The sequence below is a fragment of the Kitasatospora sp. NPDC058190 genome (genome assembly GCF_042883685.1).
In the GTDB taxonomy this organism is placed as follows: domain Bacteria; phylum Actinomycetota; class Actinomycetes; order Streptomycetales; family Streptomycetaceae; genus Kitasatospora.
The window spans coordinates 1-24,907 of record NZ_JBHVVI010000047.1; the positions used below are offsets into that span (position 1 = coordinate 1).

Genomic DNA, 24,907 nt, shown 5'->3' on the forward strand with positions numbered 1-24,907 from the left:
CAGCTTGTGTCCTACGCTGTCGTCGAGCGGCTCAGAAGCCGCCGGTCTGCTCGTCCCGGCGGCGCTGCCAGCGCTGCTCCACGCGGTCCATCATCCCGGCCTTGCGGCGCGGAGCGGCGGCCTGACGGGGGCCGGAGCCCTGGCCCGCGGGCCCGCGGCGCCAGCCGGTCACGGCGAACACCGCGCACCCGAGCATCACCAGGAAGCCCACGACGCTGACCCAGATCTGGTCCGGAACGACCATGCCGCCCATCAGCAGGCCGATCCCCACCACGAAACCGGCGATGGCCAGATAGACCCGCCGACGGGTGTAGGTGCGCAGCCCGGTTCCCTCAAGCGCTGACGCGAATTTGGGATCTTCGGCATACAGCGCTCGCTCCATCTGGTCGAGCAGTCGCTGCTCGTGCTCCGAGAGCGGCACGGAGTCCTCCTACTCGTCGGTCGCGGGTGCGACCGGTCCGCCGCCCCGGTCGGGGAGGCAAGTCCAATCAGCCTCGGGCACACGGTCGGACGCCTGTGCGGGGGGACCCGGCCCGTGTCGTCCATATGCCCCACGCATCCGGCTGTCATGCTTTCCGGCTTTACCCAGATCATACGGTCCGTGAGCCCGTTACGGGGTGGTCTGCGCCGCGTGGGACGGGCCACTTCGACCGGGCGGGGCCGCACCGGTCTCAACGCGGGACGGCTCGGACAAGTGCCCGATGGGGTGGAATCAGCCCGGAGCCGGGGAGGATTCGCGAACGCACCGGGGCGAGGCGCAGGAGACCGGCACCCGTCCGGGAAGCGAACCGCCGCCGCACGGTGTGCGAACCGTACGGCGGCGGGCGGGCCCCCGGGCTTGGACCGAGGGCTCAACGAGGACTCGGCGAGGGCTCAGGCCAGGGTGGCCAGCAGGTGCAGCTGGGTGGCGACGGCGTGGAAGGCGGGCTGCGCGGCGGCGGCCTCCTCCAGCTTCAGCAGCGCCTCCATCGCGCCCGGCTCGGTGTCCACCAGCACGCCGGGCACCAGGTCGGCGAAGACCCGGACGCCGTGCACCGACTCGACCCGCAGGCCCGCGCCCTCGGCCAGTCGGCCGAGCTCCTCGCCGGTGAAGCGGCGCGGCATCGGGTCCTGCTCGCCCCAACGGCCGTCGACGGCGGAGAGCACCGTCCGGGCCTCGTTGAAGTGGCCGGCCAGCGCGCGGGCCAGGACGGCGCCGTTGCGGTTGGCGGCCAGCAGGCTGACCAGGCCGCCCTTGCGCAGGGTGGCGGCCAGACTGCCGAGCGACTCGGCCGGGTCGTCCACGACCTCCAGCACGCCGTGGCAGAGCACCGCGTCCACGGTGCCGGGGGCGACCAGCTCGGGCAGCGTCTGGGTGTCACCCTGGACGGCGCGCACCAGGTCCGTCACGCCGGCCTCGGCGGCCCGGCGCTCCAGCGCGAACAGCGCGTCCGGACTCGGGTCGACCACGGTGACCCGGTGGCCGAGCTTGGCCACCGGCACGGCGAAGTTGCCGGTGCCGCCGCCGGTGTCCACCACGTCGAGCACCGGCTGGTCCAGCTCGGCCGCCCGCTTCTCCAGGGCTGCCCGCACCACCTCCCACACCACGGCGGTACGCAGGGCACTGCGGGGACGCGTCGGGTACAAGGTCGGGCTCCTTGGCACGTGCAGTTCGATCAGGATGCCTCCACCTTAAGCCTGGCGGGTGGCCGCGCCGTTCACGGCCGGGGGCTCCTCGTCGTCCAGCGGGAGCCTGGGGGCGGGCGGGCTCGGGTGGAGGCCGAGCAGGCGCTCGACCAGGCGCAGGAACAGGGCGGAGTTGCGGATCAGGTCGTCGGCGTCGCGGGCCGAGGCGGCGCCCCGGATCCCGGCCTCGGCGGCGGCCCGGCGGCGGGCGCCGGCGCCGTAGTAGAGCGCCCACTCGGCGAGTTCGGGGGCCACCTCGGGCAGCACCTCCCAGGCGCTGCGGATGGCCTTGCGCCTTCGTGGGCTCTTCTCCGGCCGCCCGCGCACGGCCAGCACGGCCGCGACCGTGCGCAGCGCGGCCAGGTGGGCGGTGGCGTAGCGCTCCAGCGGGTCCTCCAGCACGCGGGCACGGGCGAGAGTGCGGTGGGCGTCGGCGAGCAGGTCGAGGGCGGCGGGCGGCGCGGCCGTCCGGCGCAGCACGGGATGGACGTCTCGCCCGGCGGGGCGTCCCCCGGAGGACCCCGGGGACCCCGGGAAGCCCTGGGAGTGCGGCAGGGCGGTGGAGTGGAGGCGGGCGGTGACGGGCTCAGGACGGCTGATGGTCATGGTCTCCCCCGTTCCGAGGCAGCGCGCGGACCGGGTGGTCCGTGCTCCCCCATCGTGAACGGCACCACTGACAATCCTCACCCGGTCGGCGTACCGGCGGCAGGCGCGGGCCCTCCCCCGTGCCGCGCCGCCGCCGTGTGCCGTCGCTCCGCCGTCCCCCCACCGGGAGGCGGGGCGCGGTTCCCCCCTCGGTGGCCGGTCTCCCCCCGGTCCGCTCCGCCGCCCCGTGTCGGCGGTGCGGGGTCCGTGACCGGCACCTGTGCGGACTCCGCCGCCGCCCCCGGGCCCTCCCGGCCGGGGGGACGGACGGATCCGCCACCCGGGTGGTCCGGCGCCCGACGCGCCGTCCCTCCCGGATGCCACTACTTTCCCGTCCCGGCAGGTCGGAGGCCATCCGCTGAGGTACTCAACCCTGGATCTGAGTATCCGTACTCAGCCCGCCGTCCTCCGCCCGGTCCGGAACCGCGGCGGTGGGCCGCGACGTCCCGGGTCCCGGTACGGTACGCGGGGCCGGAGCTGCCCGCCCGGCCGGAGCGAATCATGGAGTCTCGAATCCCGGGACTGCGAGGAAAGGGACGCGATGACGATCCTGCCGCTGATCTTCACCAGCGGTCTGGCCAGCGGCATCAACGCGTACGCGGTGGTGCTGCTGCTCGGTCTGCTGGGCCGCTTCGCCGACGCCCAGTCGGTGCCGCACGCGCTGGAGCGCACCGATGTGCTGATCGCGGCGGCGGTGCTGTTCCTGCTCGAAGCGGTGGCGGACAAGATCCCGTACGTGGACACCGTCTGGGACGCCGTGCACACGGTGATCCGGCCGATCGCGGGCGCCGTGGTGGGCGTGCTGATCGCGAGCACCGACCCGGGCTCGCTCAGCGAGGTCGCGGCCGGCGCGATGGGCGGGACCACGGCGCTGGTCAGCCACCTGGTGAAGGCCTCGCTGCGGATGGCCGTCAACACCTCGCCCGAGCCGGCGAGCAACATCGTGGTCAGCCTGCTGGAGGACCTCTCGGTGGCCGGCTTGGTCATCCTGGCGATCTTCCACCCCTGGCTGGCAGCCTCGATCGCCGCCGTGCTCCTGGTCGTCGGCCTGCTGCTGGTCTGGCTGGCGATCAGCAAGATCCGTGCCTTCCGGGCCCGCCGCCGCGCACGCAGGGCCGCCCGGGCGGCCGGGGCGGGTGCGCTCTCCCGGCAGGCCTAGGATCGGGTGCCATGGCAAAGATCGTCATCATCGGTGCAGGAATGAGCGGGCTCGCGGCGGCCTCCCGGCTGGCGACCCTCGGCCACCGGGTGACGGTCTGCGAGGCGGGCGGCACCTACGGCGGCATGGTCGGCCGGTACGAGCGCGACGGCTTCGCCTTCGACACCGGGCCCGGCCTGCTCCCGCTGCCCGCCGTCTACCGCGACCTCGCGCTGAAGACCGGCAAGGAGCCGCTGGAGCAACTGGTCGAGCTGGCCCCGGTGGACCCGGAGAGCCGGCACCTCTTCGCCGACGGCACCGCCGTCACCCTGCCCAACGCCTCGCGCGGCGGTGTCAGCCAGGCCCTGGACGCCGCCTTCGGCGCGGGCTCCGGCGCCCGCTGGAGCGCGGTGATGAACCACGGCCGGACGGTCTGGGAGGCCACCCGCCGCCCGCTGCTGGAGGAACCGCTCCCGGCCGACCGGGGCTTCCTGGGCACCGACCCGTACCCCGTCCCGGCGCCCAGCGGCCTGGCCCGGCTGCGCCGTCCGCGGCCGTGGACGCTGGCGGACGTGGCGCGGCGCGAGCTCGGCGGCCACCCCGGCCTGTCCGCCCTGCTGTTCGAGGCGGCGGTGCGGTACGGCTTCGCCCCGGGGCAGGCGCCGGCCGGGGCCACCGTGCTGCCGTACATGGAGCAGTCCTTCGGCGTCTGGTACGTCCGGGGCGGCCTGCGGGCCCTCGCGGAGGCGGTGTTCCGGCGCTGCGAGCTGCGCCGGGTCGAGTTCCGCTTCGACACCCCGGTGACCCGGGTGGTCGTCGAGGACGGCCGGGCGAGCGGGGTCGAGACGGCGGCCGGCCGGATCGACGCGGACCTGGTGGTCTCGGCGATGGACGTCAACACCCTCCACCGCCACGGCCTCGCCGAGCGGCCTGGCCTGCCGGTCGAGCACTGGGAGCCCCAGCAGGTGCCCGGCCGGTTCAGCGTGCTGCTGGCACTGCGCGGTCCGCGTCCGGAGGGCACCGCGCACCGGACGGTGGTGCACGCGGCCGACTCGGCCGCCGAGGAGAACGCCCTGACCCTCTCCGCGCCGCCCTGCGAGCGCCCGACCGTCCAGGTGCTGCGCCCGGACGACCCGGCGCTGCGCCCCGACGACGCCCACGAGAGCGTGGTGCTGACCGCGACCGTCCCGGCCCAGGGCGAGTTCGACTGGACCGCCCCGGGCGTGGCCGACCGCTACGCCGACCAGCTGCTGGCCCACGCGGACGCGGCCGGCCTCGGCCTGCGCGAGCGGGTGCTGTGGCGGGTCGTGCGGACCCCGGAGGACACCCGCCGGGAGACCGGCGCGCTGGGCGGCGCGATCGCCCGGCCGGTCCTGGCCGGATCCTCGGGAGCGTGGCTGAAGGCCGCCAACGAGTCCCCCGTCCCCGGGCTCTACCTGATCGGCGGCAACGCCCACCCCGGCGGCGGGCTCTCCCGGGTCGGTATGTCGGCCTGCATCGCGGCAGGCCTCATCGGCCCGGCGTGACCGGGGAGCCGCCGCCCGTCAGCCCTGGTGCCAGGTGCTCTGCTGCTGGTAGCCGTAGCCGCTCTGGTCGTACATCGGCTGCTGCGGGATGCCCTGGCCGTGCTGGTCCGGGTGGGACTGCTCGGGCTGGGGCTGCCACTGCTGCTGGGCGTTCGGGTCCCAGGCCTGCTGCTGGTGCTGTTGCTGCTGGTAGCCGGCGTACGGGTCCTGCTGCTGGACGTAGCCGCCGTACGGGTCCTGCTGCTGGGGGTAGCCGTCGTAGGCCTGCTGGTCGTACGCGAAGGCGGGCTGCTGCTGGGTCTGCCACTGCTGCTGGTCGTAGCCGGACTGGTAGGCCGCGGCGTACGGGTCCTGGGGCTGCTGCTGGGCCTGCTGCTCGTAGTACGCGGGGGCGTAGACGCCGTCCTGGCTCAGCTCCTGCATCTCGAAGGCGGCGGTCTGCTCGACCTCCGGGACGTCCTCGGTGACCGACACCTCAACCGGGGCCGAGGCTGGGGCCGGGGTCTCCTCGACCGCGCTGACCTCGCCGACCAGGTCCTCGGTCGCCGCGACGGCCGCGACCGCCGCCGCGCCGCCAGTGAGGGCGCCGAGCAGCGGCACCTTGGCGAGCGGGCCGGGCAGGCTGCCGTCGGCCTTCCGCAGGGACCAGCCGTTCCGGTGGCCGCGCTTGACCGACAGGGTGACGAAGGCCTGGCCCACCGCGAACAGTCCGGCGCCGGCACCGATCACCACGACCGAGCCGAGGGACATCCCGGCGGCGACGCCGAGGAAGCCGACCAGGGCGAGCACCCGCCAGTGCAGCGGCGCCCGGTTCTGCAGCAGGACCTCGGCGATCAGCCAGAGCGCCACCACCGCCAACGCGACGTACAGCAGCAGGAATCCGATGCCCATCCGCGCGCTACCTCCAGTCGCGTGCCCGCGCGCGCCGCGCGTGTGCGGCGACTGTACCGGTTCAACGGCCGGGGTACCGCATCGCGTTCCCGCCGCCGACCGCACCGGCCGCACACGACCGAGCCCGCCACCGTCGAGACGGTGACGGGCTCGTGAACACTCGCCCAAAAAGCGCCAGGGCTTCTAACGGCAGTGCAACCCCAGGTTCTGGTAGATCTCCAGCGTCGCCGTCGAGTGGTTGAGCGTGATGAAGTGCAGGCCGGGCGCGCCCTCGGCGAGCAGGCGCTCGGCCATCGCGGTGGCGTGTTCCATGCCGATCGCCCGCAGCGCCGCCGGGTCGTCGACGGCCGCCCGCAGCCGGGCCTCCAGCTCCGCCGGGAAGGCCGAGCCGCTGAGCTGCGGGAAGCGCTCCAGCTGCTTGGCGTTGGTCACCGGCATGATCTCCGGGATGATTGGCGTCTGGCAGCCCGCGGCGGTCACCCGGTCGCGGAACCGCAGGTAGTCGTCCACCTCGAAGAACATCTGGGTGATCGCGTAGTCCGCGCCGGAGCGGATCTTCGCGACGAAGTGCCGGATGTCCTCGTCCCAGTCGTCCGAGCGCGGGTGCCGGTTCGGCGAGGCCGCGACGCCGACGCAGAAGTCACCGATGCCCTTGATCAGCTCCACCAGCTCGTACGCGTAGGTGACGCCGTCCGGGTGCCGGACCCAGTCGCCCATCGGGTCGCCGGGCGGGTCGCCGCGGACCGCGAGGATGTTCCGCACCCCCTGGTCGGCGTACTGGCCGATGATGTTGCGCAGCTCGGCGACCGAGTGGTCCACCGCGGTCAGGTGGGCGACCGGCGTGAGCGTCGTCTCGGTGGCGATCCGGCCGACCATGTTGACGGTGCGCTCGCGGGAGGAGCCGCCGGCGCCGTACGTCATGCAGACGAAGTTGGGGTCCAGCGGTTCGAGCCGACGGATGGCGTCCCAGAGCTTCTGCTCGCCGACCTCGCTGCGGGGCGGCATGAACTCGAAGGAGAAGGAGCGCTTTCCGGCCGCCAGGAGCTCGCGGACCGTCTGCGCGCGATCCGGTCTCGTGGAAGCGATGCCGAGTGCCATGCTGGCAGGTTATCCGGCGGTCGAAGGGGCCGGGCAACTCGATCCCACGATGCGGGACAAGAGGTGGACTCCCCTCCGCTTGCCTCCCGGGCGCCCCGGGATCCCGCTCGCACGCCTGTTCCCGGCTCCCCCGCTACGCTTGCTGCACCCCAGCGAACCAGCGGAGCATCATCGTGACCTCGTCCAGCAACCGGCCGGCCAACCCCATTGACGTGGAGGACGTCCGCGCGCGCGTCAACGCCGCCCTCGCCGCGTTCATGGAGGGCCAGTCCGCGCTGCTCGGCGAGATCTCGCCGCAGCTGGAGCCCGTCTCCGACGCGCTGCGCGACTTCCTGCTGGACGGCGGCAAGCGGCTGCGCCCGGCCTTCTGCTACTGGGGCTGGCGCGGCGCCGGCGGCCCGGCCGCCGGTGAGGGGATCGCCAACGCGGCGGCCGCGCTGGAGCTGCTGCAGGCCAGCGCCCTGGTGCACGACGACCTGATGGACCGCAGCGACACCCGCCGCGGCCTTCCCTCCGTCCACCGCCGCTTCGAGGCCCTGCACCGGGACAGCGGCTGGCGCGGCGACCGCGAGCAGTACGGCGCCTCGGCCGCGGTGCTGCTCGGCGACCTGCTGCTGATCTGGTGCGACGAGCTGTTCCTGCGCTCCGGACTGGACCCGGCCGCCGTGCTGGCCGCCAAGCCGGTGTTCGACCTGATGCGCACCGAGGTCATGGTCGGCCAGTACCTGGACGTGCTGGAGCCGGTGGCCGGCGACTCGACGGACGAGGGCGCGCTGGACCGCGCGCAGACCGTCCTGCACTACAAGTCGGCGAAGTACACGATCGAGCGACCGCTGCAGGTCGGCGCCCTGCTCGCCGGGGCCGGGCCGGAGCTGGTCGAGGCCTTCGGGGCGTTCGGGCTGCCGCTGGGCGAGGCCTTCCAGCTGCGGGACGACCTGCTCGGGGTCTTCGGGGACCCGGCCGTCACCGGCAAACCGGCCGGGGACGACCTGCGCGAGGGCAAGCGCACCCTGCTGGTCGCGCACGCGATGCACGCCCTGTCGCCCGCCGACGCCCGGCACCTGGACGCCCGGCTCGGCGCGCCGGACCTGGCCGCCGAGGAGGTCGTCGAGCTGCGCGAGCTGGTCGCCCGCAGCGGCGCGCCCGAGCTGGTGGAGCGCCGGATCGAGGAGCTGATGCGGCAGTCGCTGGCCGCGCTGGAGGCGGCGCCGCTCGCCGACGAGCGGGCCCGTGCGGTGCTGCTGGCACTGGCCGAGGCCGCCACCGTCCGCAAGTACTGACGGACGGCGACGGCCCCGGAGGCGGTCAGAGCGCCGCGCGCACCCGGCGGGACAGCTCGGCGGCGGCCGCCTGCGGGTCCTGCGCCGCGGTGACGGCCCGGACCACGACGATCCGGCGGGCCCCTGCGGCCAGCACCTCGTCCAGGTTGCCGAGGTCGATCCCGCCGATCGCGAACCACGGCCGGTCGGTCGGCTGCTTCGCCGCGTACGACACCAGGCCGAGGCCCGGCGCCGGGCGGCCCGGCTTGGTCGGGGTCGGCCAGACCGGGCCGGTGCAGAAGTAGTCCACGCCCGGCTCGGCGACCGCCGCGTCCACCTCGGACTCGGCGTGGCAGGACCGTCCGATCAGCACGTCCTCGCCGAGGATCGCCCGGGCGGCCGGCACCGGCAGGTCGTCCTGGCCGAGGTGCAGCACGTCCGGCCGGGCCGCGTGGGCGACGTCGGCGCGGTCGTTGACGGCCAGCAGCTTGCCGTGGCGGCGGCAGGCGTCGGCGAAGACCTCCAGGGCCGCCAGCTCCTGCTTGGCCTCCAGGCCCTTGTCGCGGAGCTGGACGATGTCCACGCCGCCGGCCAGCGCCGCGTCCAGGAACTCGGCGAGGTCGCCCTGCTCACGGCGGGCGTCCGTGCACAGGTAGAGCCGGGCGTCGGCCAGGCGGGCGCGCAGGCCGCTCATCACAGCGCCATGGCCTGGGCGCGGCGCTTGACCTCGGTGGCGCGGTTCTCCCACAGCGCCTGCACCGGGGTGCCGGGCAGCGACGGGTCCTCGGTGAACATCCACTCGATGATCTCCGTGTCGGAGAACCCGCTGTCCCGCAGCACGGTCAGCAGTCCGACCAGGTGCTTGACCGGGCCGGTCTCGTCGACGAACGCCGCCGGGACCTGCAGCGACTTGTTGGGGCCGCGGCGGACCGCGATCAGGTCACCGTGCTTGACCATGTTGCGGACCTCGGTGACCACCACACCCCACCGCTCGGAGATGTCGGGGAGGTACAGCCACTCGGGGACCAGGGCTTCAGTCTTGGCATCGATCTCACTCACGGCACCAGACTGCCACCTCAGCCCCCCGCCACGCACACGGCCCCCGAGGGCCCGTCTTCAAACCCTCGCCTGCGGGGCGGCCCTCCGGGCGGACGACGGGGGTTTGAAGACGGGCCCTACCTGGTGGCAGCCTTCAGCGGCACCGACGGGTCCGCCGCGCGGGCCGGGTCCAGCACCGCCCCGCGCTCGATCAGCTTCCGCCCCTGGGTCAGGTCGCGCGGCCGGTCCACCGCCAGCAGCGCGCTCGGCATCCCGTCGCGCAGCCAGAGCACCGACCAGGCGGCGTCCTGCGGGCTTCCGCGCCACAGCAGCTCGTCGCCCTCGGCGTGCCGGCCGGCGTACTGGACCATCCGGCCGAACTGCTCGGACCAGAAGTACGGCACCGGGTCGTACGGCGCGTCCGCCCCCAGCACGGCGGCGGCCGCGGCCTCACCGGACTGCAGCGCGTGGTCCCAGTGCTGCACGGCCAGCCGGGCGCCGGAGCGGGCCGACGGGTAGCTGACGCAGTCCCCGGCCGCGAAGACCCCGGGCAGGCTGGTGCGCAGCCGCTCGTCCACCAGGACCGACCCGGCCTCGTCCAGCTCGACGCCCGAGCCGGCCAGCCAGCCGGTCGCGGGCCGGGCGCCGACGCCGACCACCACCTCGTCGGCGGGCAGGTGCGAGCCGTCCGCCAGCAGCACCGCGCCCGGCTCGACGGCGGCCACGCCGACCCCGCAGCGCAGCTCGACCCCGGCCGCGGCGTACCAGGCCGCCATCGCCGAGCCGACCCCGGTCGGCAGCGCGCCCGGCACCGGCGCCGGGCCGGCCTCCACCACGGTCACCTCGCAGCCGGCCTGCCGCGCGGCCGTGGACACCTCGGCGCCGATCCAGCCCGCGCCGACCAGGACCAGCCGCAGCCCGGGGCGCAGCAGCGCGCGCAGCGCCAGGGCGTCGTCCAGGGTGTGCAGCAGGTGGGCGCGCTCGGCGCCGGGCAGGGCGCGCGGAGTGGCGCCGGTGGCGATCACCAACGAGTCGTACGGGAGGTCGCCGCCGTCGGTGTGCAGCACGCCCGGGGTGAGACCGGTGGCGCGACGACCGGTGAGCAGCTCGATGCCGAGCGGCCCGTAGTCGATGTCCAGGGTGGTGGCGTCGACCTTGCCGAGCAGCACGTCCTTGGAGAGCGGCGGCCGGTCGTACGGCGCGTGCGGCTCCTCGCCGACCAGGGTGATCCGCCCCCGCCAGCCGCCCTGCCGCAGCTTCAGGGCGCACTGCGCCCCGGCCAGCCCGGCCCCGACGACGACCACCTGATCCGTTCCGCTCAGCTCTGCCACGCCCGTCACTGTACTCAGCGCCGCGGCGGCACCCGGCGGCCGTCCGCCCTTCGGGCGGGCCCGGCGGCAACCACCCTGCTCACCCGTCCCACCCCTCACACGGCCCTTCGGCCGGGCCGACCCCCGGCGTTAAGGTGGGTGCACCACACGGGAGCCCGGCGTACCGGGCTGAGAGGCGGGCTGGCACGGCCCGCGACCGTCCGAACCTGATCCGGGTCATACCGGCGAAGGGAGAAGAGCAGCTTTGTCACGCTTGCCATCAGGCGACCGCGCCGACGTGCTGGTGATCGGCGGGGGCATCGTCGGCCTCGCCGTCGCGTGGCGCGCCGCGCAGCGCGGGCTGGGGAACGTGATCGTGGTCGACCCCTCCCCCGGCGGCGGGGCGGCGGCGGTCGCGGCCGGGATGCTCGCCCCGGTCACCGAGCTGCAGTACGGCGAGGAGCCGCTGCTGCGCCTCGGCATGGCCTCGAACGAGCGGTACGCGGCCTTCGCCGCCGAGCTCACCGAGGCGAGCGGCGGCGAGGACACCGGCTACCGCCGGTGCGGCACGATCGCCGTCGCACTGGACTCCGACGACCGCGAGGAACTGCGCGAACTGCACGCCTTCCACCAGCGGCTCGGCCTGGAGTCGAGCTGGCTGACCGGCCGGGAGGCCCGCAGGCTGGAGCCGATGCTGGCCCCCGGCGTGCGCGGCGGCCTGCACGTCGCGAACGACCACCAGGTGAATCCCCGGCGGCTGCTCACCGCACTGCTGCTGGCCGGTGAGCGCGCGGGCGTCGTCGGTCGGCGCGCCGAGGCCGTCGAGCTGCTCGTCGAGGACGGCCGCGCGGTCGGCGCCCGGCTCAGCACCGGGGAGACGGTGACCGCCGATCAGATCGTGCTCGCCGCCGGCCCGCACAGCCACCGGCTGCCCGGCCTGCCCGAGGGCGTGCTGCCCGCGATCCGCCCGGTGAAGGGGCAGGTGCTGCGGCTCCGCATCCCGGACGCCTACCGGCCGTTCCTCTCCCGCAACGTCCGTGCGGTCGTGCGCGGGCAGCACGTGTACCTGGTGCCGCGCGAGAACGGCGAGCTGGTGATCGGCGCGACCACCGAGGAGCAGGGCTACGACACCACCGTCACCGCCGGCGGGGTGTACGAACTCCTGCGCGACGCTCACGAGTTGGTCCCCGGTATCACCGAACTCCCGCTGGTGGAGACCTCCGCCGGGCTGCGCCCCGGCTCGCCGGACAACGCCCCGCTGCTGGGCCCGACCCCGCTGCCCGGACTGGTCGCCGCCACCGGCCACCACCGCAACGGCGTGCTGCTCACCCCGGTGACCGCCGACCTGGTCGCCGAGTACCTGGCGACCGGCGAAGTCCCTGACCTCGCAAGGCCGTTCACGCCCGCCCGGTTCTCCCCCGACCACTCCACCACGAAGGCCTCCGCATGACCGAGATCGCCCTGACCGTCAACGGCGAGCCCCGCCGGACGCCCGCCACCACGACCCTCGCCGAGCTGGTGGCCACCGTCAGCAAGGCCAACACGGGCGTCGCCGCCGCCCTCAACGAGGCCGTGGTGCCCCGTAGTTCGTGGTCCGACACGCCGCTGAACACCGGCGACCGGGTCGAGATCCTCACCGCCGTCCAGGGAGGCTGACCATGGCCGACGACCTTCTCACCATCGCCGGGACGACCTTCTCCTCCCGGCTCATCATGGGCACCGGCGGCGCGCCCAGTCTGGAGGTCCTGGAGCGCGCGCTGCTCGCCTCCGGCACCGAGCTGACCACGGTGGCCATGCGCCGGGTCGACGCCACCACCCAGGGCTCCGTCCTGGACGTGCTGACCCGCAACGGCATCCAGGTGCTGCCCAACACGGCCGGTTGCTTCACCGCCGGCGAGGCCGTGCTGACCGCCCGGCTGGCCCGCGAGGCGCTCGGCACCGACTGGGTGAAGCTGGAGGTGATCGCCGACGAGCGCACCCTGCTGCCCGACCCGATCGAGCTGCTGGACGCCGCCGAGACCCTGGTCGACGACGGCTTCACCGTGCTCCCGTACACCAACGACGACCCGGTGCTGGCGCGCAAGCTGGAGGACGTCGGCTGCGCGGCGATCATGCCGCTGGGCTCGCCGATCGGCTCCGGTCTGGGCATCCGTAACCCGCACAACTTCCAGCTGATCGTGGAGAGCGCGGGCGTCCCGGTGATCCTGGACGCGGGCGCCGGCACCGCCTCCGACGTCGCGCTGGCGATGGAGCTGGGCTGCGCGGCGGTGATGCTCGCCTCCGCGGTGACGCGTGCTCAGGACCCGGTGCTGATGGCCGAGGCGATGCGGCACGCCGCCGAGGCCGGCCGGCTCGCCCACCGGGCCGGCCGCATCCCGCGTCGTTTCCACGCCGAGGCCTCCTCCGCGATGGCCGGCCGCGCCGCCCTGGACACCCGGGAGCGGCCCGCCTTCTGAGACCGGGTGCCCCGTGTCACAAGCCGGGCACAGCCGGGCCCGGAGGAGGTGTCCTCCGGGTCCGGCGCGCGGCTTCACCACTAGACTCCCCCGGGTGGACATGGCTTTGCACGACCCTCTGATCGGTACCCTGCTCGACAACAGGTACCGGGTCGAGCAGCGCATCGCGACCGGCGGGATGTCCACCGTGTACCGGGGCACCGACACCCGGCTGGACCGGGTGGTCGCCCTCAAGGTGATGCACCCCCAGCTGGCCGGGGACGAGGGCTTCACCGCCCGCTTCATCCGCGAGGCCAAGGCGGTCGCCAAGCTCACCCACCCCAATGTGGTCAACGTCTTCGACCAGGGCGCGGACGGCGGAAACGTTTTCCTCGCCATGGAGTACGTCCCCGGCCGCACCCTGCGCGACCTGCTGCGCGACCGCGGCGCCCTGTCGGTGCGGGCCGCGCTGGACGTCCTGGAGCCGGTGCTCGCCGCCCTCGGCGCCGCCCACCGGGCCGGGCTGGTCCACCGGGACGTCAAGCCGGAGAACGTGCTGATCACCGAGAGCGGCCTGGTCAAGGTCGCCGACTTCGGCCTGGTCCGGGTGCTCGGCAGCGCCGACGGCGCGCCCACCTCGACCAGCACCGCCACCGGCGGCACCGTGATGGGCACCGTCTCCTACCTGGCCCCAGAGCAGATCCTCCCGGACGCCCCCACCGACCAGCGGGTCGACGTCTACGCGTCCGGCATCCTGCTGTACGAAATGCTCACCGGCCGCCGCCCGCACACCGGCGACAACCCCGTCCAGGTCATGTACAAGCACCTGCACGAGGACGTCCCCGCCCCCTCGCTGGTCGCCCCCGCCGTCACCCCGGCGCTGGACGCCATCGTGGCCGGCGCCTGCGCCCGGGCCGCCGACGCCCGCCCGTACGACGCGGTCGAACTGCTCGCCGCCGTCCAGCGGGTCCGCCGCACCCTCACCCCGGCCGAGCTGGACGCCGAACCGCCGGCCTCCACCCGGCCCAGCCCGCGCTACCCGACCAGCGAGCCGACCTCGGTGATCCAGCCGCTGCCCCGGACCGCCGACGCCCCGCCGCCGGAGCGCACCAGCGTGCTGGACGTCCCGGCGGAGCTGATGGACCAGCTGCTGGTCGAGCCGCGCCCGTACGACGAGCCAACCCCGGTGCGGACCCGCCGGCCGGGCCGGCTGCGCCGCCTCCCGCGCAAGCCGATGATCTGGGCGGCCGCACTGACCGCCCTGGTGCTGGCGGTCGGCGGCGCCACGTACGGGATCTCCGAGGGACTGTACGGCTCGGTGCCGGGCGTGCTCGGCAAGGACCGGGGCGAGGCGCAGCGGATCCTGGACGCGGAGGGCATGCACGGCAGGTTCGTCGAGGCGTACAGCGAGTCCGTCCCGACCGGGCAGGTGATCTCCACCGACCCCGGGGTGGGCGCGCGCACCCGCAAGAGCGACGCGGTGACCGTCACCGTCTCCAAAGGCCCCAAGCGGATCGCGGTACCGGACGTCACCGGCAAGAGCGCGGACGACGCGGCCGCCGCGCTGGCCGCCGCCCAGCTGACCAGGGGCACCGTGACCGAGACCTACGACGACGGGGTGCCGGAGGGCTCGGTGATCAGCAGCTCGCCCGCCGCCGGACAGCAGCTGCAGGAGAACGCCGCGGTCTCGCTGGTGGTCAGCAAGGGCATGGTGGCGATCCCGAACGTCACCGGGATGAGCCGGGACGACGCGCAGAAGGCGCTGCAGGCGGCGGGATTCACGATGAAGGCCGCCACCGACTGGACCCTCGGCATCGGCAAGGTGAGCGGCCAGTCCCCGGCGGCCGGCGAGCGGCGCCCGCAGAAGACCGTGGTGACGGTCACCTTCTCGTTCTTCTGACCGGGCCGGGCCTCAGCGCAGCGGCCCGTCGCCGGGCTCCTCCTGGTAGGAGTAGCGCTGCTCGCGCCAGGGGTCGGCCAGGTTGTGGTAGCCGCGTTCCTCCCAGAAGCCGCGCCGGTCGGCCCGCATGTACTCCACCGCGCGCACCCACTTGGGGCCCTTCCACGCGTACAGCCGCGGGACCACCAGCCGGACCGGGAAGCCGTGCTCGGCGGTCAGCGCCTCGCCGTTGCGGTGGGTGGCGAGCAGGGTGTGCTCGTCGGCGAAGTCGGCCAGCCGCAGGTTGGCGCTGTAGCCGTACTCGGCCCAGACCATGACGTGGGTGACGCCGGGCGCCGGGGGAACGAGGTCGAGCAGGGTGGCGGCGGGCACACCCGTCCACTCGTTGCCGAGCAGCGAGAACTTGGTGACGCAGTGCAGGTCCGCGACCACGGTGGTGCGCGGCAGGGCGGTGAAGGCCTCGAAGTCCCAGCTGTGCTTCTCCGCCGAGGCGGTGGCGCCGAACACCTGGAGGTCCCAGGTCAGCGGCTTGAAGCGGGGCACCGGCCCGTAGTGCAGGGCAGGCCAGCCGCGCTGCACGCGCTGGCCCGGGGGGAGCCTCGGGTCAGACGGCGGAAACGGTTCTTGTTCGGACTGACCCATGGCTCCATGGTGACAGACGGCGGACAAGCTCTGGCGCGCGCCCCTTCACGCGCGGTTCACGCCCTGCCCATACGGGCCAATGGTCGATCACCCACCCTCCGACTTCACCCCGAATCGGACATTCCGCCACATGTCCTAGTGAGTGTGAACTTACTGGAATTTCCTCCCAATACGGTGCCAGGATGCGCAGCGCAGGACTCACCGCAGGACGTAGCGCAGGGAGGCAGCACCATGCAGGGCGACCCGGAGGTCATCGAGTTCCTCAACGAGCAGCTCACGGCCGAGCTCACCGCGATCAACCAGTACTTCCTGCACGCCAAGATGCAGGAGAACTTCGGGTGGACGAAGCTCGCCAAGTACACCCGGCACGAGTCGTTCGACGAGATGAAGCACGCCGAGACGCTCACCGACCGGATCCTGTTCCTGGAGGGGCTGCCCAACTACCAGCGGCTGTTCCACGTCCGGATCGGCCAGACGGTCAAGGAGATGTTCGAGGCCGACCGCCAGATCGAGGTCGAGGCGATCGACCGGCTCAAGCGCGGGATCGTGGTGATGCGGGCCAAGAACGACGTCACCTCGGCGAACATCTTCGAGGACATCCTGGCGGACGAGGAGCACCACATCGACTACCTCGACACCCAGCTGGAGCTGCTGGAGAAACTCGGCGAGGCGCTCTACATCGCCCAGGTGATCGAGCAGCCGGAGTCCTAGGCCACCCGCAGCGGGACCACCGGGGCGATCGAGGCAGTCGGGGCCGGCTTCGGGGCGGCCGGCGCGGGAACGTCCTGGACCTCCGCGTCGGCGAGGCCGAGCTTCGCGGCCAGTCGGGCGGTCGGGCAGGGCCGGGCGCCGTGCTCACCGAGCAGCGCCTGGATGCGGCGGACGCAGGACCCGCAGTCCGTGCCCGCCTTGCAGCCCTTCGCTATCTGGCGCGGGGTGCTGGCACCCCCGTCGATCGCCTTCTTCACCTGGTCCTCGGTGACCGCATGGCACATGCACACGTACATCGAGGTCTCTCCCGGGGTGAAGCGCGGCCGAAGCACGCAGAGTGGATCTTGACTAAGGCTCGCCTTAGTTCACTAAGCCTCACCTTACCCGCCGATCCGGGTACGAAAAAGCCCCTCCGGGCTCGGGAATCCCGAATCCGGAGGGGCTTTCGTCACAGTGATTCGCCCGCTCGCCTCAGGGCGGGGCGGCGGCCCCACTCGTTACTGACCGCGGTACATCTCCGCCACCAGGAACGCCAGGTCCAGCGACTGGCTGCGGTTGAGCCGCGGGTCGCAGGCCGTCTCGTAGCGCTGGTGCAGGTCGTCCACCAGGACCTCGTCGCCGCCGCCGACGCACTCGGTGACATCGTCGCCGGTCAGCTCCACGTGGATGCCACCCGGGTGGGTGCCGAGCGCGCGGTGCACCTCGAAGAAGCCCTTGACCTCGTCGAGCACGTCGTCGAAGCGGCGGGTCTTGTGACCGCTGGACGCCTCGAAGGTGTTGCCGTGCATCGGGTCGCAGATCCACACCGGCTGGGCGCCGGAGGCGGTGACCTTCTCCAGCAGGGTGGGCAGGTGGTCGCGGATCTTGCCCGCGCCCATCCGGGTGATGAAGGTGAGGCGGCCGGGCTCGCGCTCCGGGTCCAGCTTCTCGATCAGGGTGAGCGCCTCGTCCACCGAGGTGGTCGGGCCCAGCTTGACCCCGATCGGGTTGCGGATCTTGGAGGCGAACTCGATGTGCGCGTGGTCCAGCTGGCGGGTGCGCTCACCGATCCACACCATGTGCCCGGAGACGTCGTACAGCTCGCCGGTGCGCGAGTCCACGCGGGTCAGCGCGGTCTCGTAGTCGAGGATCAGCGCCTCGTGCGAGGAGAAGAACTCGACGGTCTTGAACTCCTCCGGCGCCACACCACAGGCGTTCATGAACGCCAGGGCGTTGTCGATCTCCCGGGCGAGCTGCTCGTAGCGCTGGCCGGCCGGCGAGTTGCGCACGAAGTCCTGGTTCCAGGCGTGCACCTGGCGCAGGTCGGCGTAACCACCGGTGGTGAAGGCGCGCACCAGGTTGAGCGTCGCGGCGGAGGCGTTGTACATCCGCTTCAGGCGCTCCGGGTCCGGGATGCGGGACTCGGGGGTGAACTCGAAGCCGTTCACCGAGTCGCCGCGGTAGACCGGCAGGGTCACGCCGTCGCGGGTCTCGGTCGACTTGGAGCGCGGCTTGGAGTACTGACCGGCGATCCGACCGACCTTCACGACCGGGACCGAGGCCGCGTACGTCAGCACGGCGGCCATCTGCAGCAGGGTCTTCAGCTTGTTGCGGATGTGCTCGGCCGAGACGCCGTCGAAGGCCTCGGCGCAGTCGCCGCCCTGGAGGAGGAACGCCTCCCCACGCGCCACGGCAGCGAGCCGGGCGCGCAGCTGGTCACACTCGCCGGCGAAGACGAGGGGCGGATAGGAGGCGAGCTCAGCAAGGGTCTTGCGCAGAGCCTCTTGGTCCGGCCATTCAGGCTGCTGCACCGCGGGCAGGGACTGCCAGGAGTGGAGATTCGTCACGGTCACAACGCCAAGGCTACGGGGTGACGCGAGCGATTCGTGCCGATTGCCCGAGGGATGAGACATATCTCGGACAAAGCCGCGTGCACCGTCACCCGCTCGGCAGTATCCGATACGCTCGACCCATGTACGCGCCCCACACCCACTCCTGGTGGTGGGCCTCCCCCATGGGTGGCCCACAGCTCGCGCGTTCCTAGACGAACACGACGGCCGCCCCTCGGGGCGGCCGTCGACGTCTGAGGCAGAGACGGCCCTCCTGGAGCGGAACCCAGCACCGCCCTCGACATTCCTCCCGGAAGGAAGCCGTACTCGTGACCACCCCTGCCGAGCTGCTCGCCCGCCTCACCGCCCCCGGCGCGCCCGCCTTCGCCCTGCTGCACCGCCGCACCCCCCGACACGCCCCGGACACCGTCGAGGTGCTGTTGGGCACCGTCGGCAGCTACGACCGCCTCGCCGACCTGCCGGTCCGCGCCGGCATCCCGTCCGCCGGCCCGGTCCACGACCTGCTCGCGCTCGTCCCGTACCGCCAGATCCGCGAGCGCGGCTTCGAGGCGCACGACGACGGCACCCCGCTCCAGGCCCTCTCGGTGACCGAGCAGCACGCCCTGCCGCTGGCCGAGTTCACCGCCGCCCTGCCGCAGCTGCCGGTCTCGCTGACCGGCGGCGCCTTCGACGTGGACGACGCGGAGTACGCGGCCATCGTCCGCCGGGTGATCGAGGACGAGATCGGCAACGGCGAGGGCGCCAACTTCGTGATCCGACGCGACTTCCACGCCACGCTGGAAGCCTTCTCCCCCGAGCTGGCCCTCTCCCTGTTCCGGCGACTGCTGGACCAGGAGCGCGGCGCGTACTGGACCTTCCTGGTCCACACCGGCGAGCGCGTGCTGGTCGGCGCCTCCCCCGAGGTGCACGTCCGGCAGAGCGGCGGCACCGTCGTGATGAACCCGATCTCCGGCACCTACCGCTATCCGGCCGGCGGCGCCGACCTCGACTCGCTGCTCCAGTTCCTGCACGACCCGAAGGAGTTGGAGGAACTGACCATGGTGGTCGACGAAGAGCTCAAGATGATGTGCACGGTCGGCGACCTCGGCGGCCAGGTGCTCGGGCCCCGGCTCAAGGAGATGTCCCACCTCGCCCACACCGAGTACGAGCTGCGCGGGCAGACCTCGATGGACGTCCGCGAGGTGCTGCGCGAGACGATGTTCGCCGCCACCGTCACCGGCAGCCCGGTGCAGAACGCCACCCGGGTGATCAAGCGCTACGAGCCCGCCGGGCGCGGCTACTACTCCGGCGCGCTCGCCCTGATCGGCCGCTCCGCCAGCGGCGGGCAGCTGCTGGACTCGCCGATCTGCATCCGCACCGCCGACATCGACCCGGCCACCGGGCAGCTGGTCGTCCGGGTCGGCGCCACCCTGGTGCGCCACTCCGTCCCGGAGTCCGAGGTGGCCGAGACCCACGCCAAGGCCGCCGGGGTGCTCACCGCCATCGGCGCCCGGCCCGCCCCCGTCCGGCTGCCCGGCTCCACCGGGCCCCGGCTCGCCGACGACCACCGGGTGCAGGCCGCGCTCGACGCCCGCCGGGCCGACCTCGCCCCGTTCTGGCTGCGGATGCAGTCGCCGTCCGAGGTCACCGAGGCCGAGCCGACCCTGGTCGTGGACGGCGAGGACACCTTCACCTCGATGCTCGCCCACCTGCTGACCTCGCTCGGCCACCGGGTCACCGTGGTCCGCTTCGACGAGCCGGGCCTGCGCGAGCTGGTCGCGGCGCACCGCGGCCCGCTGGTGCTCGGCCCCGGCCCGGGCGACCCGGCGCTCGCCGACGACCCCAAGATGGCGGTGCTGCGCCCGATCGTCGCGGACGCCCTGGCCGCCGTCCGCTCAGGCGCCCGCACCGCGCCGCTGCTCGCGGTCTGCCTCAGCCACCAGCTGCTCTCCGCCGAGCTCGGTCTCGCGCTCGGCCGCAAGGCCGTCCCGTACCAGGGCGCGCAGGAGGCCATCGACCTGTTCGGCAGCAAGCGCACGGTCGGCTTCTACAACACCTTCACCGCGCGCTGCTCGGAGGCCGACGCGGCCCGGCTGGCCGCCGAGGGCGTCGAGGTCGCCCGGGACGCCGTCACCGGCGACGTCCACGCCCTGCGCGGCCCCGGCTTCGCCGGCCTGCAGTTCCACCCGGAGTCGGTGCTCACCCGGGACGGCGTGGACATCGTGGCGGCCCTGCTGAAGCAGACGGCGGCCGTAGCGCGCTGAGGAGGTGGAAGGGTCCCGGGCGTGCACCGGCCCGGGACCGCTTCACAGCTCCTCGTCCAGCCCCCGCTCGATCGCGTACCGCACCAGCTCCACCCGGTTGTGCAGCTGCAGCTTCCCCAGCGTGTTCTGCACGTGGTTCTGCACCGTCCGGTGCGACAGCACCAGCCGGTCGGCGATCTGCCGGTAGGACAGACCCTTGGCCACCAGCCGCAGCACCTCGGTCTCCCGAGCGGTCAGCTGGGGGACGGCGGGCGCCGAGGCCGGGGCCGGCTCGGCGGCCAGCCGGCGGAACTCGCCCAGCACCAGACCGGCCAGCCCCGGGGTGAACACCGCGTCGCCGACGGCCGTACGGCGCACCGCGTCCAGCAGTTCGTCCCGCCCGGCCGACTTCACCAGGTACCCGGTCGCGCCGGACTTCACCGCCTCCAGCACGTCCTGGTGCTCACCGCTGGCCGACAGCACCAGCACCCGCGCCGCTGGGTCGTGCGCGACCACCTGACGGCACACCTCGACGCCGGGCAGGCCCGGCAGGTTGAGGTCCAGCACGACGACCTGCGGTGAGCAGGCGCGGGCGCGGCGCACGGCCTCCTCGCCGTCGCCCGCCGTGGCCACCACGTCCAGCCCGGCCTCGGCCAGGTCGCGGGAGACGGCGTCGCGCCACATCGGGTGGTCGTCCACCACCATCACCCGCACCGGCCGGTCGGTCGTCGGCTGATCGGTCATCAGAACCCTTCCCTCGGGACCCGCAGTTCGACCTCGACGCCCTCCCCGGGCGCCGAGTACAGCTCGGCCGTACCGCCGAGGTCCAGCAGCCGGCCGCGGATGGACTGGGAGACTCCGAGCCGCCCGGCCCGCTCCGCCTCGCCGAGTCGGCCGGGGGCGAAGCCGGGCCCCTCGTCGCGGATGCTGACGGTGACGGCCGCCGGCTCGTCCTCCACCAGGATCCAGGCGCGGGTCTGCTCCCCCGCGTGCTTGCGCACGTTGTCCACGGCCGCGCCGACCGCCGCGGCGAGCTCCCGCGCCGCCGGGCCCGGCAGCAGCACCGGGGTGCCGGGGGCGGAGAGCGTGATCCGCTCGTCGGCGTACGGGCGCAGCAGCGCGGTGAGGTCGCACGGCTCGGCGGCGTCGGCCTCCGGCAGGTCCACGGCGCGCTGGGCCGGGAGCGGACCGCCGGTCATCAGCGCCCGCAGCGCGCGCTCCTGCTCACCGGCGAGCCGGCCCAGCTCGGCGAAGTCCGCGCCGCCGCCGGCGCCCTCGCCCAGTTCCGCGCCCCGGCGCTGGACCAGCGCGAGCACCTGCAGCACGCCGTCGTGGATGTCCCGGGAGAGCCGTTCGCGCTCCCGGGTGGCCGCCTCGACCTGGAGCGCCCGGGCCAGGGTGGCCTCGCTGGCCCGGGCCAACTCGATCACGTACCCGATCGCGATCCCGGCCACCAGCAGCAGCACGATGTTGTGGATGTTGTCGCCGGTCGGACCGCCGTGCCCGAGGATGTTGGCGATCCCGATCACCGAGCCGGCCGCCGCCGACGGACGCCAGCCGCCCTTCGCGGCGCAGCCGAGCACCGAGCCGGCGGCCCAGATGGTCGGCAGGGTGAGCGCGCCGTGGCTGATCCGGGCCGGGGCGTCGATCATCCCGCTCATCACGATGCCGGTCACGGCCAGGGCGAGGTCGAAGCCCAGCACGAACCAGGTGCAGCGCTGCGGGTCGGCGAAGGCCCGGGTGCTGGCGAGCGTCCAGAGGGTCAGCGCGCCGAGGAAGATCCAGCCGGAGACCGGGTGCAGGAAGTGCAGGTAGGCGTTGAAGTACCGCAGCAGGGCGTAGCAGAGGGCCAGCACCCGGAAGTAGGAGATCGCCTTCCACAGCGGGAGTTCGACGGACATCCCACCGGCCGCCACCGTGCCGCCGAGCGCTCCGGCTCTCGCGCCCTCCGCCATCCCCGTGCCCTCCCCTGGACCCGACCGGGTCGGTCAGTCCGACCCGGTCCCCTTCTGCTCCGGCTTCCCGCTGTTCTCGCCGTTCCCGGCCTCGGCGGCCTTCTCGGCTTCCGCGGCCTTCTCGGCTTCCGCAGCCTTCTCCGCCTCGGCGGCCTCGGCCTTCTCGGCCTTGGCGGCCGCGCGGCGCTCGGCGTCGGCCTTCTTCTTCTCGTCGGCGATCTGCCGCTTGGCGGCGGTCGCGTAGATGTCCACGTACTCCTGGCCGGAGAGCCGCATGATCTCGTACATCACCTCGTCCGTCACCGAACGGAGGATGAAGCGGTCGTTCTCCATGCCGTGGTAGCGGGAGAAGTCCAGCGGACGGCCGATCCGGATGCCCGGGCGGATGCCGAAGTTCGGGACCACCTGGCCGGGCGGCTGCACCTTCTCGGTGTCGATCATGGCGACCGGGATGACCGGCGCGCCGGTGGCCAGCGCGACGCGGGCCAGACCGCCGACCTTGCCGCGGTAGAGCTTGCCGTCGGGCGATCGGGTGCCCTCGGGGTAGACGCCGAACAGCTCGCCGCGGTCCAGCACCGCGATGGCGCTGCGGATCGCGGCCTCGCCGGCACCGCGCACGCCCGAGCGGTCCACCGGCAGCTGGCCGACGCCCTTGAAGAAGGCGGCGGTCAGCCGGCCCTTGAGGCCCGGGGTGTTGAAGTACTCGGCCTTCGCGATGAAGGTGACCCGGCGCTTGATCAGCGCGGGGAAGAAGAAGGAGTCCGAGAAGGACAGGTGATTGCTCGCGATGATCGCCGCACCCTCGGTCGGGATGTTCTCCTCACCCTCGATCCACGGCCGGAAGAAGATCCGAAGCAGTGGCGCGACGATCATCTTCATCAGTCGGTAGAACAACCCGGGCCTCCTGTTATGCGGACCGGTCGATCCTAATGCCCCGCGGCCGTCCGCTGTGCCCGGCCCCGCCGTAAGGGGTGTACGTCCCGGCGCGGGGCGTGGGACGATGCGAAAACCCGCAGCTCCCCTCTCCGCGTCCCTCCCCCAGCGCCACCAGCCCGCGAAGGAGTCCGCCATGCCGCTGCTGCCCGGTGCCGAACCGTACCGCCACCGCGGCGGACCGGTGGGAGTGCTGCTGTGCCACGGCTTCACCGGCTCGCCTCAGTCGCTGCGGCCGTGGGCCGAGGAGCTGGCGGCGGCCGGGTACACCGTCTCGCTGCCGCTGCTGCCGGGGCACGGCACCCGGTGGCAGGACATGCAGGTCACCCGGTGGGAGGACTGGTACGCCGAGGTCGAGCGCGAACTGCTGGCCCTGGCCGGGGAGTGCGAGCAGGTCTTCGTCTGCGCGCTGTCGATGGGCGGCGCGCTGGCGCTGCGGCTGGCCGCGCTGCACGGCCCGAAGGTGGCCGGACTGGTCCTGGTCAACCCGTCGGTGCGCTCGGACAACCCCGCGAGTGTGCTGCTTCCGGTGCTCCGGCACCTCGTCCCGAGCCTGCCCGGGATCGTCAACGACATCCAGAAGCCGGACGTGAACGAGCTCGGCTACGACCGCACCCCGCTGCACGCCGCGTGGTCACTGGCCCGGCTGTGGCAGGAGGTCCAGCGGCGGCTGCCGCAGGTGACCCAGCCGGTGCTGCTCTTCCACAGTCCGCAGGACCACGTCGTCTCGCCGGCCAACTCGGAACTCGTGCTGGCCCGGATATCCTCGACCGACGTGACGGAGCGGCTGTGCCAGCGCAGCTTCCACGTCGCGACGCTGGACCACGACGCGGCGGAAATATTCTCGGCGAGCCTGGACTTCATCCGACGGCTGGCCCCCGCGCACGCGGCGGGGGCGGGCAGGGCCGAATCCGACGATCACCAGGGCTGAAGGGCCGGAAGTGCACGAGAGCAGCACGGCGGGCGGCGGGGACGAGAAGCCCCGCGAGGACGGCGCGCGGACGGACGGCGCGCCCAAGGACAGCACCGTCCAGGGGGACGGCACCATGGGCGGCCCGCCGGGCGGCACGGAGTCGGACGGTACGGGGGCGGGCGCAGCCGCGCCCATCGCACCCGCCGGGGGCGCCACCGAACCGGATGCCGCCCCCGCCCCCTCGGAGTCCCGCGCGCGCCGCACCCCCGAGCGCAGCCAGGCCGAGCAGGACGCGATCTTCGCCGCGCTGGTGGCCCAGTTCGACGACCCGGTGGACCTCACCAACCCCAACTGGCCTGAGATCGAGAACCTCCGGGCGCAGAACGAGCTCAAGGGCGGCTTCAAGGACGGCGTCGGCCCCAGGGCCGACCCGGACGACCTCTCCGACCTGGCCCCGCAGCCCCGTTCCCGCTCCGGCCGGCCCGTCCTCCCGGCCGCCGCGTCCGGCCCGCGCGACTTCGAGCTGGACGAGGAGACCGACGAGGGCCACTACATCCCGCCGGAGCCCCCGCCGCTGCCCGCCGCCGACACGACCGCCAAGTTCGCCTGGCTGGCGGTGCTCGGCGGCCCGGCGCTGCTGCTGATCGACGCGGTGGTGTGGCGGGAGATCTCCGGCTGGCCTGCCTGGGTCGGGATCACCGCCTTCCTCGGCGGCTTCGTCACCCTGGTCGCCCGGATGAAGGACCGCGACGAGGACGAGCCGGAGGACCCGGACCACGGCGCGGTCGTCTGACCTT

Annotated in this window: 25 protein-coding genes and 1 riboswitch; of the genes, 11 read left to right on the forward strand and 14 right to left on the reverse strand. The window is 73.5% G+C overall.

Annotation, left to right across the window (positions count from 1 at the left end):
- Window positions 1-31: 31 nt before the first annotated feature.
- From ACFVWU_RS21770 to ACFVWU_RS21780, 3 genes are all read right to left on the reverse strand, one after another.
- Window positions 32-421, reverse strand: a complete 390-nt coding sequence (locus ACFVWU_RS21770) for a DUF3040 domain-containing protein (protein WP_387623388.1) — start codon at window positions 419-421, stop codon at window positions 32-34.
- A gap of 452 nt (window positions 422-873) precedes the next feature.
- Entirely contained in the window at window positions 874-1,626 is a 753-nt protein-coding gene (locus ACFVWU_RS21775; RefSeq protein ID WP_387623391.1) for a methyltransferase domain-containing protein, read from the reverse strand.
- A gap of 45 nt (window positions 1,627-1,671) precedes the next feature.
- The gene (locus ACFVWU_RS21780) at window positions 1,672-2,271 is read right to left on the reverse strand and encodes an SAV_6107 family HEPN domain-containing protein (RefSeq protein WP_387623394.1); all 600 of its coding nucleotides are present in this window, start codon (window positions 2,269-2,271) and stop codon (window positions 1,672-1,674) included.
- Between the two features lie 580 nt (window positions 2,272-2,851).
- On the opposite strand from ACFVWU_RS21780, the gene ACFVWU_RS21785 reads away from it, so the two are divergent.
- Both ACFVWU_RS21785 and ACFVWU_RS21790 read left to right on the forward strand, forming a co-directional pair.
- On the forward strand, window positions 2,852-3,469 hold the full coding sequence (locus tag ACFVWU_RS21785; protein ID WP_387623397.1) for a DUF4126 domain-containing protein: 618 nt from the start codon (window positions 2,852-2,854) through the stop codon (window positions 3,467-3,469).
- Between the two features lie 11 nt (window positions 3,470-3,480).
- Window positions 3,481-4,974, forward strand: coding sequence for a phytoene desaturase family protein (locus ACFVWU_RS21790; RefSeq protein ID WP_387623400.1), 1,494 nt, complete (start codon window positions 3,481-3,483; stop codon window positions 4,972-4,974).
- 18 nt (window positions 4,975-4,992) lie between these two features.
- Here ACFVWU_RS21790 and ACFVWU_RS21795 read toward each other — a convergent pair whose 3' ends face one another.
- Together ACFVWU_RS21795 and metF are read right to left on the reverse strand one after the other, a co-directional pair.
- Window positions 4,993-5,865, reverse strand: coding sequence for a hypothetical protein (locus tag ACFVWU_RS21795; RefSeq protein ID WP_387623403.1), 873 nt, complete (start codon window positions 5,863-5,865; stop codon window positions 4,993-4,995).
- A gap of 183 nt (window positions 5,866-6,048) precedes the next feature.
- Window positions 6,049-6,963, reverse strand: a complete 915-nt coding sequence (gene metF / locus ACFVWU_RS21800) for a methylenetetrahydrofolate reductase [NAD(P)H] (protein WP_387623405.1) — start codon at window positions 6,961-6,963, stop codon at window positions 6,049-6,051.
- Between the two features lie 173 nt (window positions 6,964-7,136).
- Between metF and ACFVWU_RS21805 the strand changes: the two genes are divergently transcribed.
- Window positions 7,137-8,243: a polyprenyl synthetase family protein gene (locus ACFVWU_RS21805; protein WP_387623408.1), complete on the forward strand. Its 1,107-nt coding sequence runs from the start codon at window positions 7,137-7,139 to the stop codon at window positions 8,241-8,243.
- 25 nt (window positions 8,244-8,268) lie between these two features.
- Here the strand turns inward: ACFVWU_RS21805 and thiE are convergent, their stop codons facing one another.
- The 3 genes from thiE to ACFVWU_RS21820 form a co-directional block, all read right to left on the reverse strand.
- Window positions 8,269-8,916 carry a thiamine phosphate synthase gene (gene thiE, locus ACFVWU_RS21810; RefSeq protein ID WP_387623411.1) on the reverse strand — a complete coding sequence of 216 codons (648 nt, stop codon included), beginning with the start codon at window positions 8,914-8,916 and terminating at the stop codon, window positions 8,269-8,271.
- Window positions 8,916-9,281, reverse strand: a complete 366-nt coding sequence (locus tag ACFVWU_RS21815; RefSeq protein WP_387623414.1) for an Rv2175c family DNA-binding protein — start codon at window positions 9,279-9,281, stop codon at window positions 8,916-8,918. Before ACFVWU_RS21815 ends, thiE begins: the two co-directional genes overlap by 1 nt.
- A gap of 116 nt (window positions 9,282-9,397) precedes the next feature.
- On the reverse strand, window positions 9,398-10,600 hold the full coding sequence (locus ACFVWU_RS21820) for an NAD(P)/FAD-dependent oxidoreductase (RefSeq protein WP_387623417.1): 1,203 nt from the start codon (window positions 10,598-10,600) through the stop codon (window positions 9,398-9,400).
- A gap of 128 nt (window positions 10,601-10,728) precedes the next feature.
- A riboswitch (TPP riboswitch) is annotated at window positions 10,729-10,841 on the forward strand.
- A gap of 3 nt (window positions 10,842-10,844) precedes the next feature.
- Here ACFVWU_RS21820 and thiO point away from each other — a divergent pair.
- The 4 genes from thiO (at window position 10,845) to pknB (ending at window position 14,905) form a co-directional block, all read left to right on the forward strand.
- The gene (gene thiO, locus ACFVWU_RS21825) at window positions 10,845-12,020 is read left to right on the forward strand and encodes a glycine oxidase ThiO (protein ID WP_387623420.1); all 1,176 of its coding nucleotides are present in this window, start codon (window positions 10,845-10,847) and stop codon (window positions 12,018-12,020) included.
- Window positions 12,017-12,226 (forward strand): sulfur carrier protein ThiS, encoded by a 210-nt coding sequence (gene thiS / locus ACFVWU_RS21830; RefSeq protein WP_387623423.1) that lies wholly within the window; start codon window positions 12,017-12,019, stop codon window positions 12,224-12,226. Before thiO ends, thiS begins: the two co-directional genes overlap by 4 nt.
- Before the next feature lie 2 nt (window positions 12,227-12,228).
- Window positions 12,229-13,026, forward strand: a complete 798-nt coding sequence (locus ACFVWU_RS21835) for a thiazole synthase (RefSeq protein ID WP_387623426.1) — start codon at window positions 12,229-12,231, stop codon at window positions 13,024-13,026.
- Between the two features lie 100 nt (window positions 13,027-13,126).
- A complete protein-coding gene (pknB, locus tag ACFVWU_RS21840) occupies window positions 13,127-14,905 on the forward strand; it encodes a Stk1 family PASTA domain-containing Ser/Thr kinase (protein WP_387623428.1) in 1,779 nt (592 codons plus the stop codon).
- Between the two features lie 12 nt (window positions 14,906-14,917).
- Here the strand turns inward: pknB and ACFVWU_RS21845 are convergent, their stop codons facing one another.
- On the reverse strand, window positions 14,918-15,547 hold the full coding sequence (locus tag ACFVWU_RS21845; protein WP_387623431.1) for a sulfite oxidase-like oxidoreductase: 630 nt from the start codon (window positions 15,545-15,547) through the stop codon (window positions 14,918-14,920).
- Window positions 15,548-15,778: 231 nt separating this feature from the next.
- Here ACFVWU_RS21845 and bfr point away from each other — a divergent pair, with 231 nt between their 5' ends.
- The gene (gene bfr / locus ACFVWU_RS21850) at window positions 15,779-16,258 is read left to right on the forward strand and encodes a bacterioferritin (protein WP_224281434.1); all 480 of its coding nucleotides are present in this window, start codon (window positions 15,779-15,781) and stop codon (window positions 16,256-16,258) included.
- Here the strand turns inward: bfr and ACFVWU_RS21855 are convergent.
- Both ACFVWU_RS21855 and ACFVWU_RS21860 read right to left on the reverse strand, forming a co-directional pair.
- The gene (locus tag ACFVWU_RS21855) at window positions 16,255-16,554 is read right to left on the reverse strand and encodes a bacterioferritin-associated ferredoxin (RefSeq protein WP_387623435.1); all 300 of its coding nucleotides are present in this window, start codon (window positions 16,552-16,554) and stop codon (window positions 16,255-16,257) included. The two genes, bfr and ACFVWU_RS21855, sit on opposite strands and share 4 nt — an antisense overlap.
- 201 nt (window positions 16,555-16,755) lie before the next feature.
- Window positions 16,756-18,090 carry a class II 3-deoxy-7-phosphoheptulonate synthase gene (locus ACFVWU_RS21860; RefSeq protein WP_387623438.1) on the reverse strand — a complete coding sequence of 445 codons (1,335 nt, stop codon included), beginning with the start codon at window positions 18,088-18,090 and terminating at the stop codon, window positions 16,756-16,758.
- Window positions 18,091-18,395: 305 nt separating this feature from the next.
- Between ACFVWU_RS21860 and ACFVWU_RS21865 the strand changes: the two genes are divergently transcribed.
- The gene (locus ACFVWU_RS21865) at window positions 18,396-20,330 is read left to right on the forward strand and encodes an anthranilate synthase family protein (protein WP_387623441.1); all 1,935 of its coding nucleotides are present in this window, start codon (window positions 18,396-18,398) and stop codon (window positions 20,328-20,330) included.
- Window positions 20,331-20,372: 42 nt separating this feature from the next.
- Here the strand turns inward: ACFVWU_RS21865 and ACFVWU_RS21870 are convergent, their stop codons facing one another.
- The 3 genes from ACFVWU_RS21870 to ACFVWU_RS21880 are packed head-to-tail and all read right to left on the reverse strand — an operon-like array spanning window position 20,373 to window position 23,158.
- Window positions 20,373-21,053, reverse strand: a complete 681-nt coding sequence (locus ACFVWU_RS21870; protein WP_387623443.1) for a response regulator — start codon at window positions 21,051-21,053, stop codon at window positions 20,373-20,375.
- Entirely contained in the window at window positions 21,053-22,264 is a 1,212-nt protein-coding gene (gene macS / locus ACFVWU_RS21875; protein WP_387623446.1) for a MacS family sensor histidine kinase, read from the reverse strand. The genes ACFVWU_RS21870 and macS overlap by 1 nt, the downstream gene beginning before the upstream one ends.
- A gap of 33 nt (window positions 22,265-22,297) precedes the next feature.
- Window positions 22,298-23,158 carry a lysophospholipid acyltransferase family protein gene (locus ACFVWU_RS21880; RefSeq protein ID WP_387623449.1) on the reverse strand — a complete coding sequence of 287 codons (861 nt, stop codon included), beginning with the start codon at window positions 23,156-23,158 and terminating at the stop codon, window positions 22,298-22,300.
- Between the two features lie 175 nt (window positions 23,159-23,333).
- Here ACFVWU_RS21880 and ACFVWU_RS21885 point away from each other — a divergent pair, with 175 nt between their 5' ends.
- Complete coding sequence (locus ACFVWU_RS21885) at window positions 23,334-24,128, forward strand: alpha/beta hydrolase (RefSeq protein ID WP_387623451.1); 795 nt, start codon at window positions 23,334-23,336, stop codon at window positions 24,126-24,128.
- A 10-nt stretch (window positions 24,129-24,138) separates the two neighbouring features.
- Window positions 24,139-24,903 (forward strand): hypothetical protein, encoded by a 765-nt coding sequence (locus tag ACFVWU_RS21890; protein WP_387623453.1) that lies wholly within the window; start codon window positions 24,139-24,141, stop codon window positions 24,901-24,903.
- The last annotated feature ends 4 nt before the right edge of the window (window positions 24,904-24,907 follow it).

Excerpts from the sequence above, each read along its gene's own strand:
- ACFVWU_RS21885 (WP_387623451.1), top strand. The coding sequence starts at position 23,334 with ATGCCGCTGCTGCCCGGTGCCGAACCGTACCGCCACCGCGGCGGACCG.
- pknB (WP_387623428.1), top strand. The coding sequence starts at position 13,127 with ATGGCTTTGCACGACCCTCTGATCGGTACCCTGCTCGACAACAGGTAC.
- ACFVWU_RS21790 (WP_387623400.1), top strand. The coding sequence starts at position 3,481 with ATGGCAAAGATCGTCATCATCGGTGCAGGAATGAGCGGGCTCGCGGCG.
- metF (WP_387623405.1), bottom strand. The coding sequence starts at position 6,963 with ATGGCACTCGGCATCGCTTCCACGAGACCGGATCGCGCGCAGACGGTC.
- ACFVWU_RS21835 (WP_387623426.1), top strand. The coding sequence starts at position 12,229 with ATGGCCGACGACCTTCTCACCATCGCCGGGACGACCTTCTCCTCCCGG.
- ACFVWU_RS21785 (WP_387623397.1), top strand. The coding sequence starts at position 2,852 with ATGACGATCCTGCCGCTGATCTTCACCAGCGGTCTGGCCAGCGGCATC.
- macS (WP_387623446.1), bottom strand. The coding sequence starts at position 22,264 with ATGGCGGAGGGCGCGAGAGCCGGAGCGCTCGGCGGCACGGTGGCGGCC.
- thiS (WP_387623423.1), top strand. The coding sequence starts at position 12,017 with ATGACCGAGATCGCCCTGACCGTCAACGGCGAGCCCCGCCGGACGCCC.
- ACFVWU_RS21795 (WP_387623403.1), bottom strand. The coding sequence starts at position 5,865 with ATGGGCATCGGATTCCTGCTGCTGTACGTCGCGTTGGCGGTGGTGGCG.
- ACFVWU_RS21870 (WP_387623443.1), bottom strand. The coding sequence starts at position 21,053 with ATGACCGATCAGCCGACGACCGACCGGCCGGTGCGGGTGATGGTGGTG.
- ACFVWU_RS21845 (WP_387623431.1), bottom strand. The coding sequence starts at position 15,547 with ATGGGTCAGTCCGAACAAGAACCGTTTCCGCCGTCTGACCCGAGGCTC.
- ACFVWU_RS21780 (WP_387623394.1), bottom strand. The coding sequence starts at position 2,271 with ATGACCATCAGCCGTCCTGAGCCCGTCACCGCCCGCCTCCACTCCACC.
- bfr (WP_224281434.1), top strand. The coding sequence starts at position 15,779 with ATGCAGGGCGACCCGGAGGTCATCGAGTTCCTCAACGAGCAGCTCACG.
- ACFVWU_RS21855 (WP_387623435.1), bottom strand. The coding sequence starts at position 16,554 with ATGTACGTGTGCATGTGCCATGCGGTCACCGAGGACCAGGTGAAGAAG.
- thiE (WP_387623411.1), bottom strand. The coding sequence starts at position 8,916 with ATGAGCGGCCTGCGCGCCCGCCTGGCCGACGCCCGGCTCTACCTGTGC.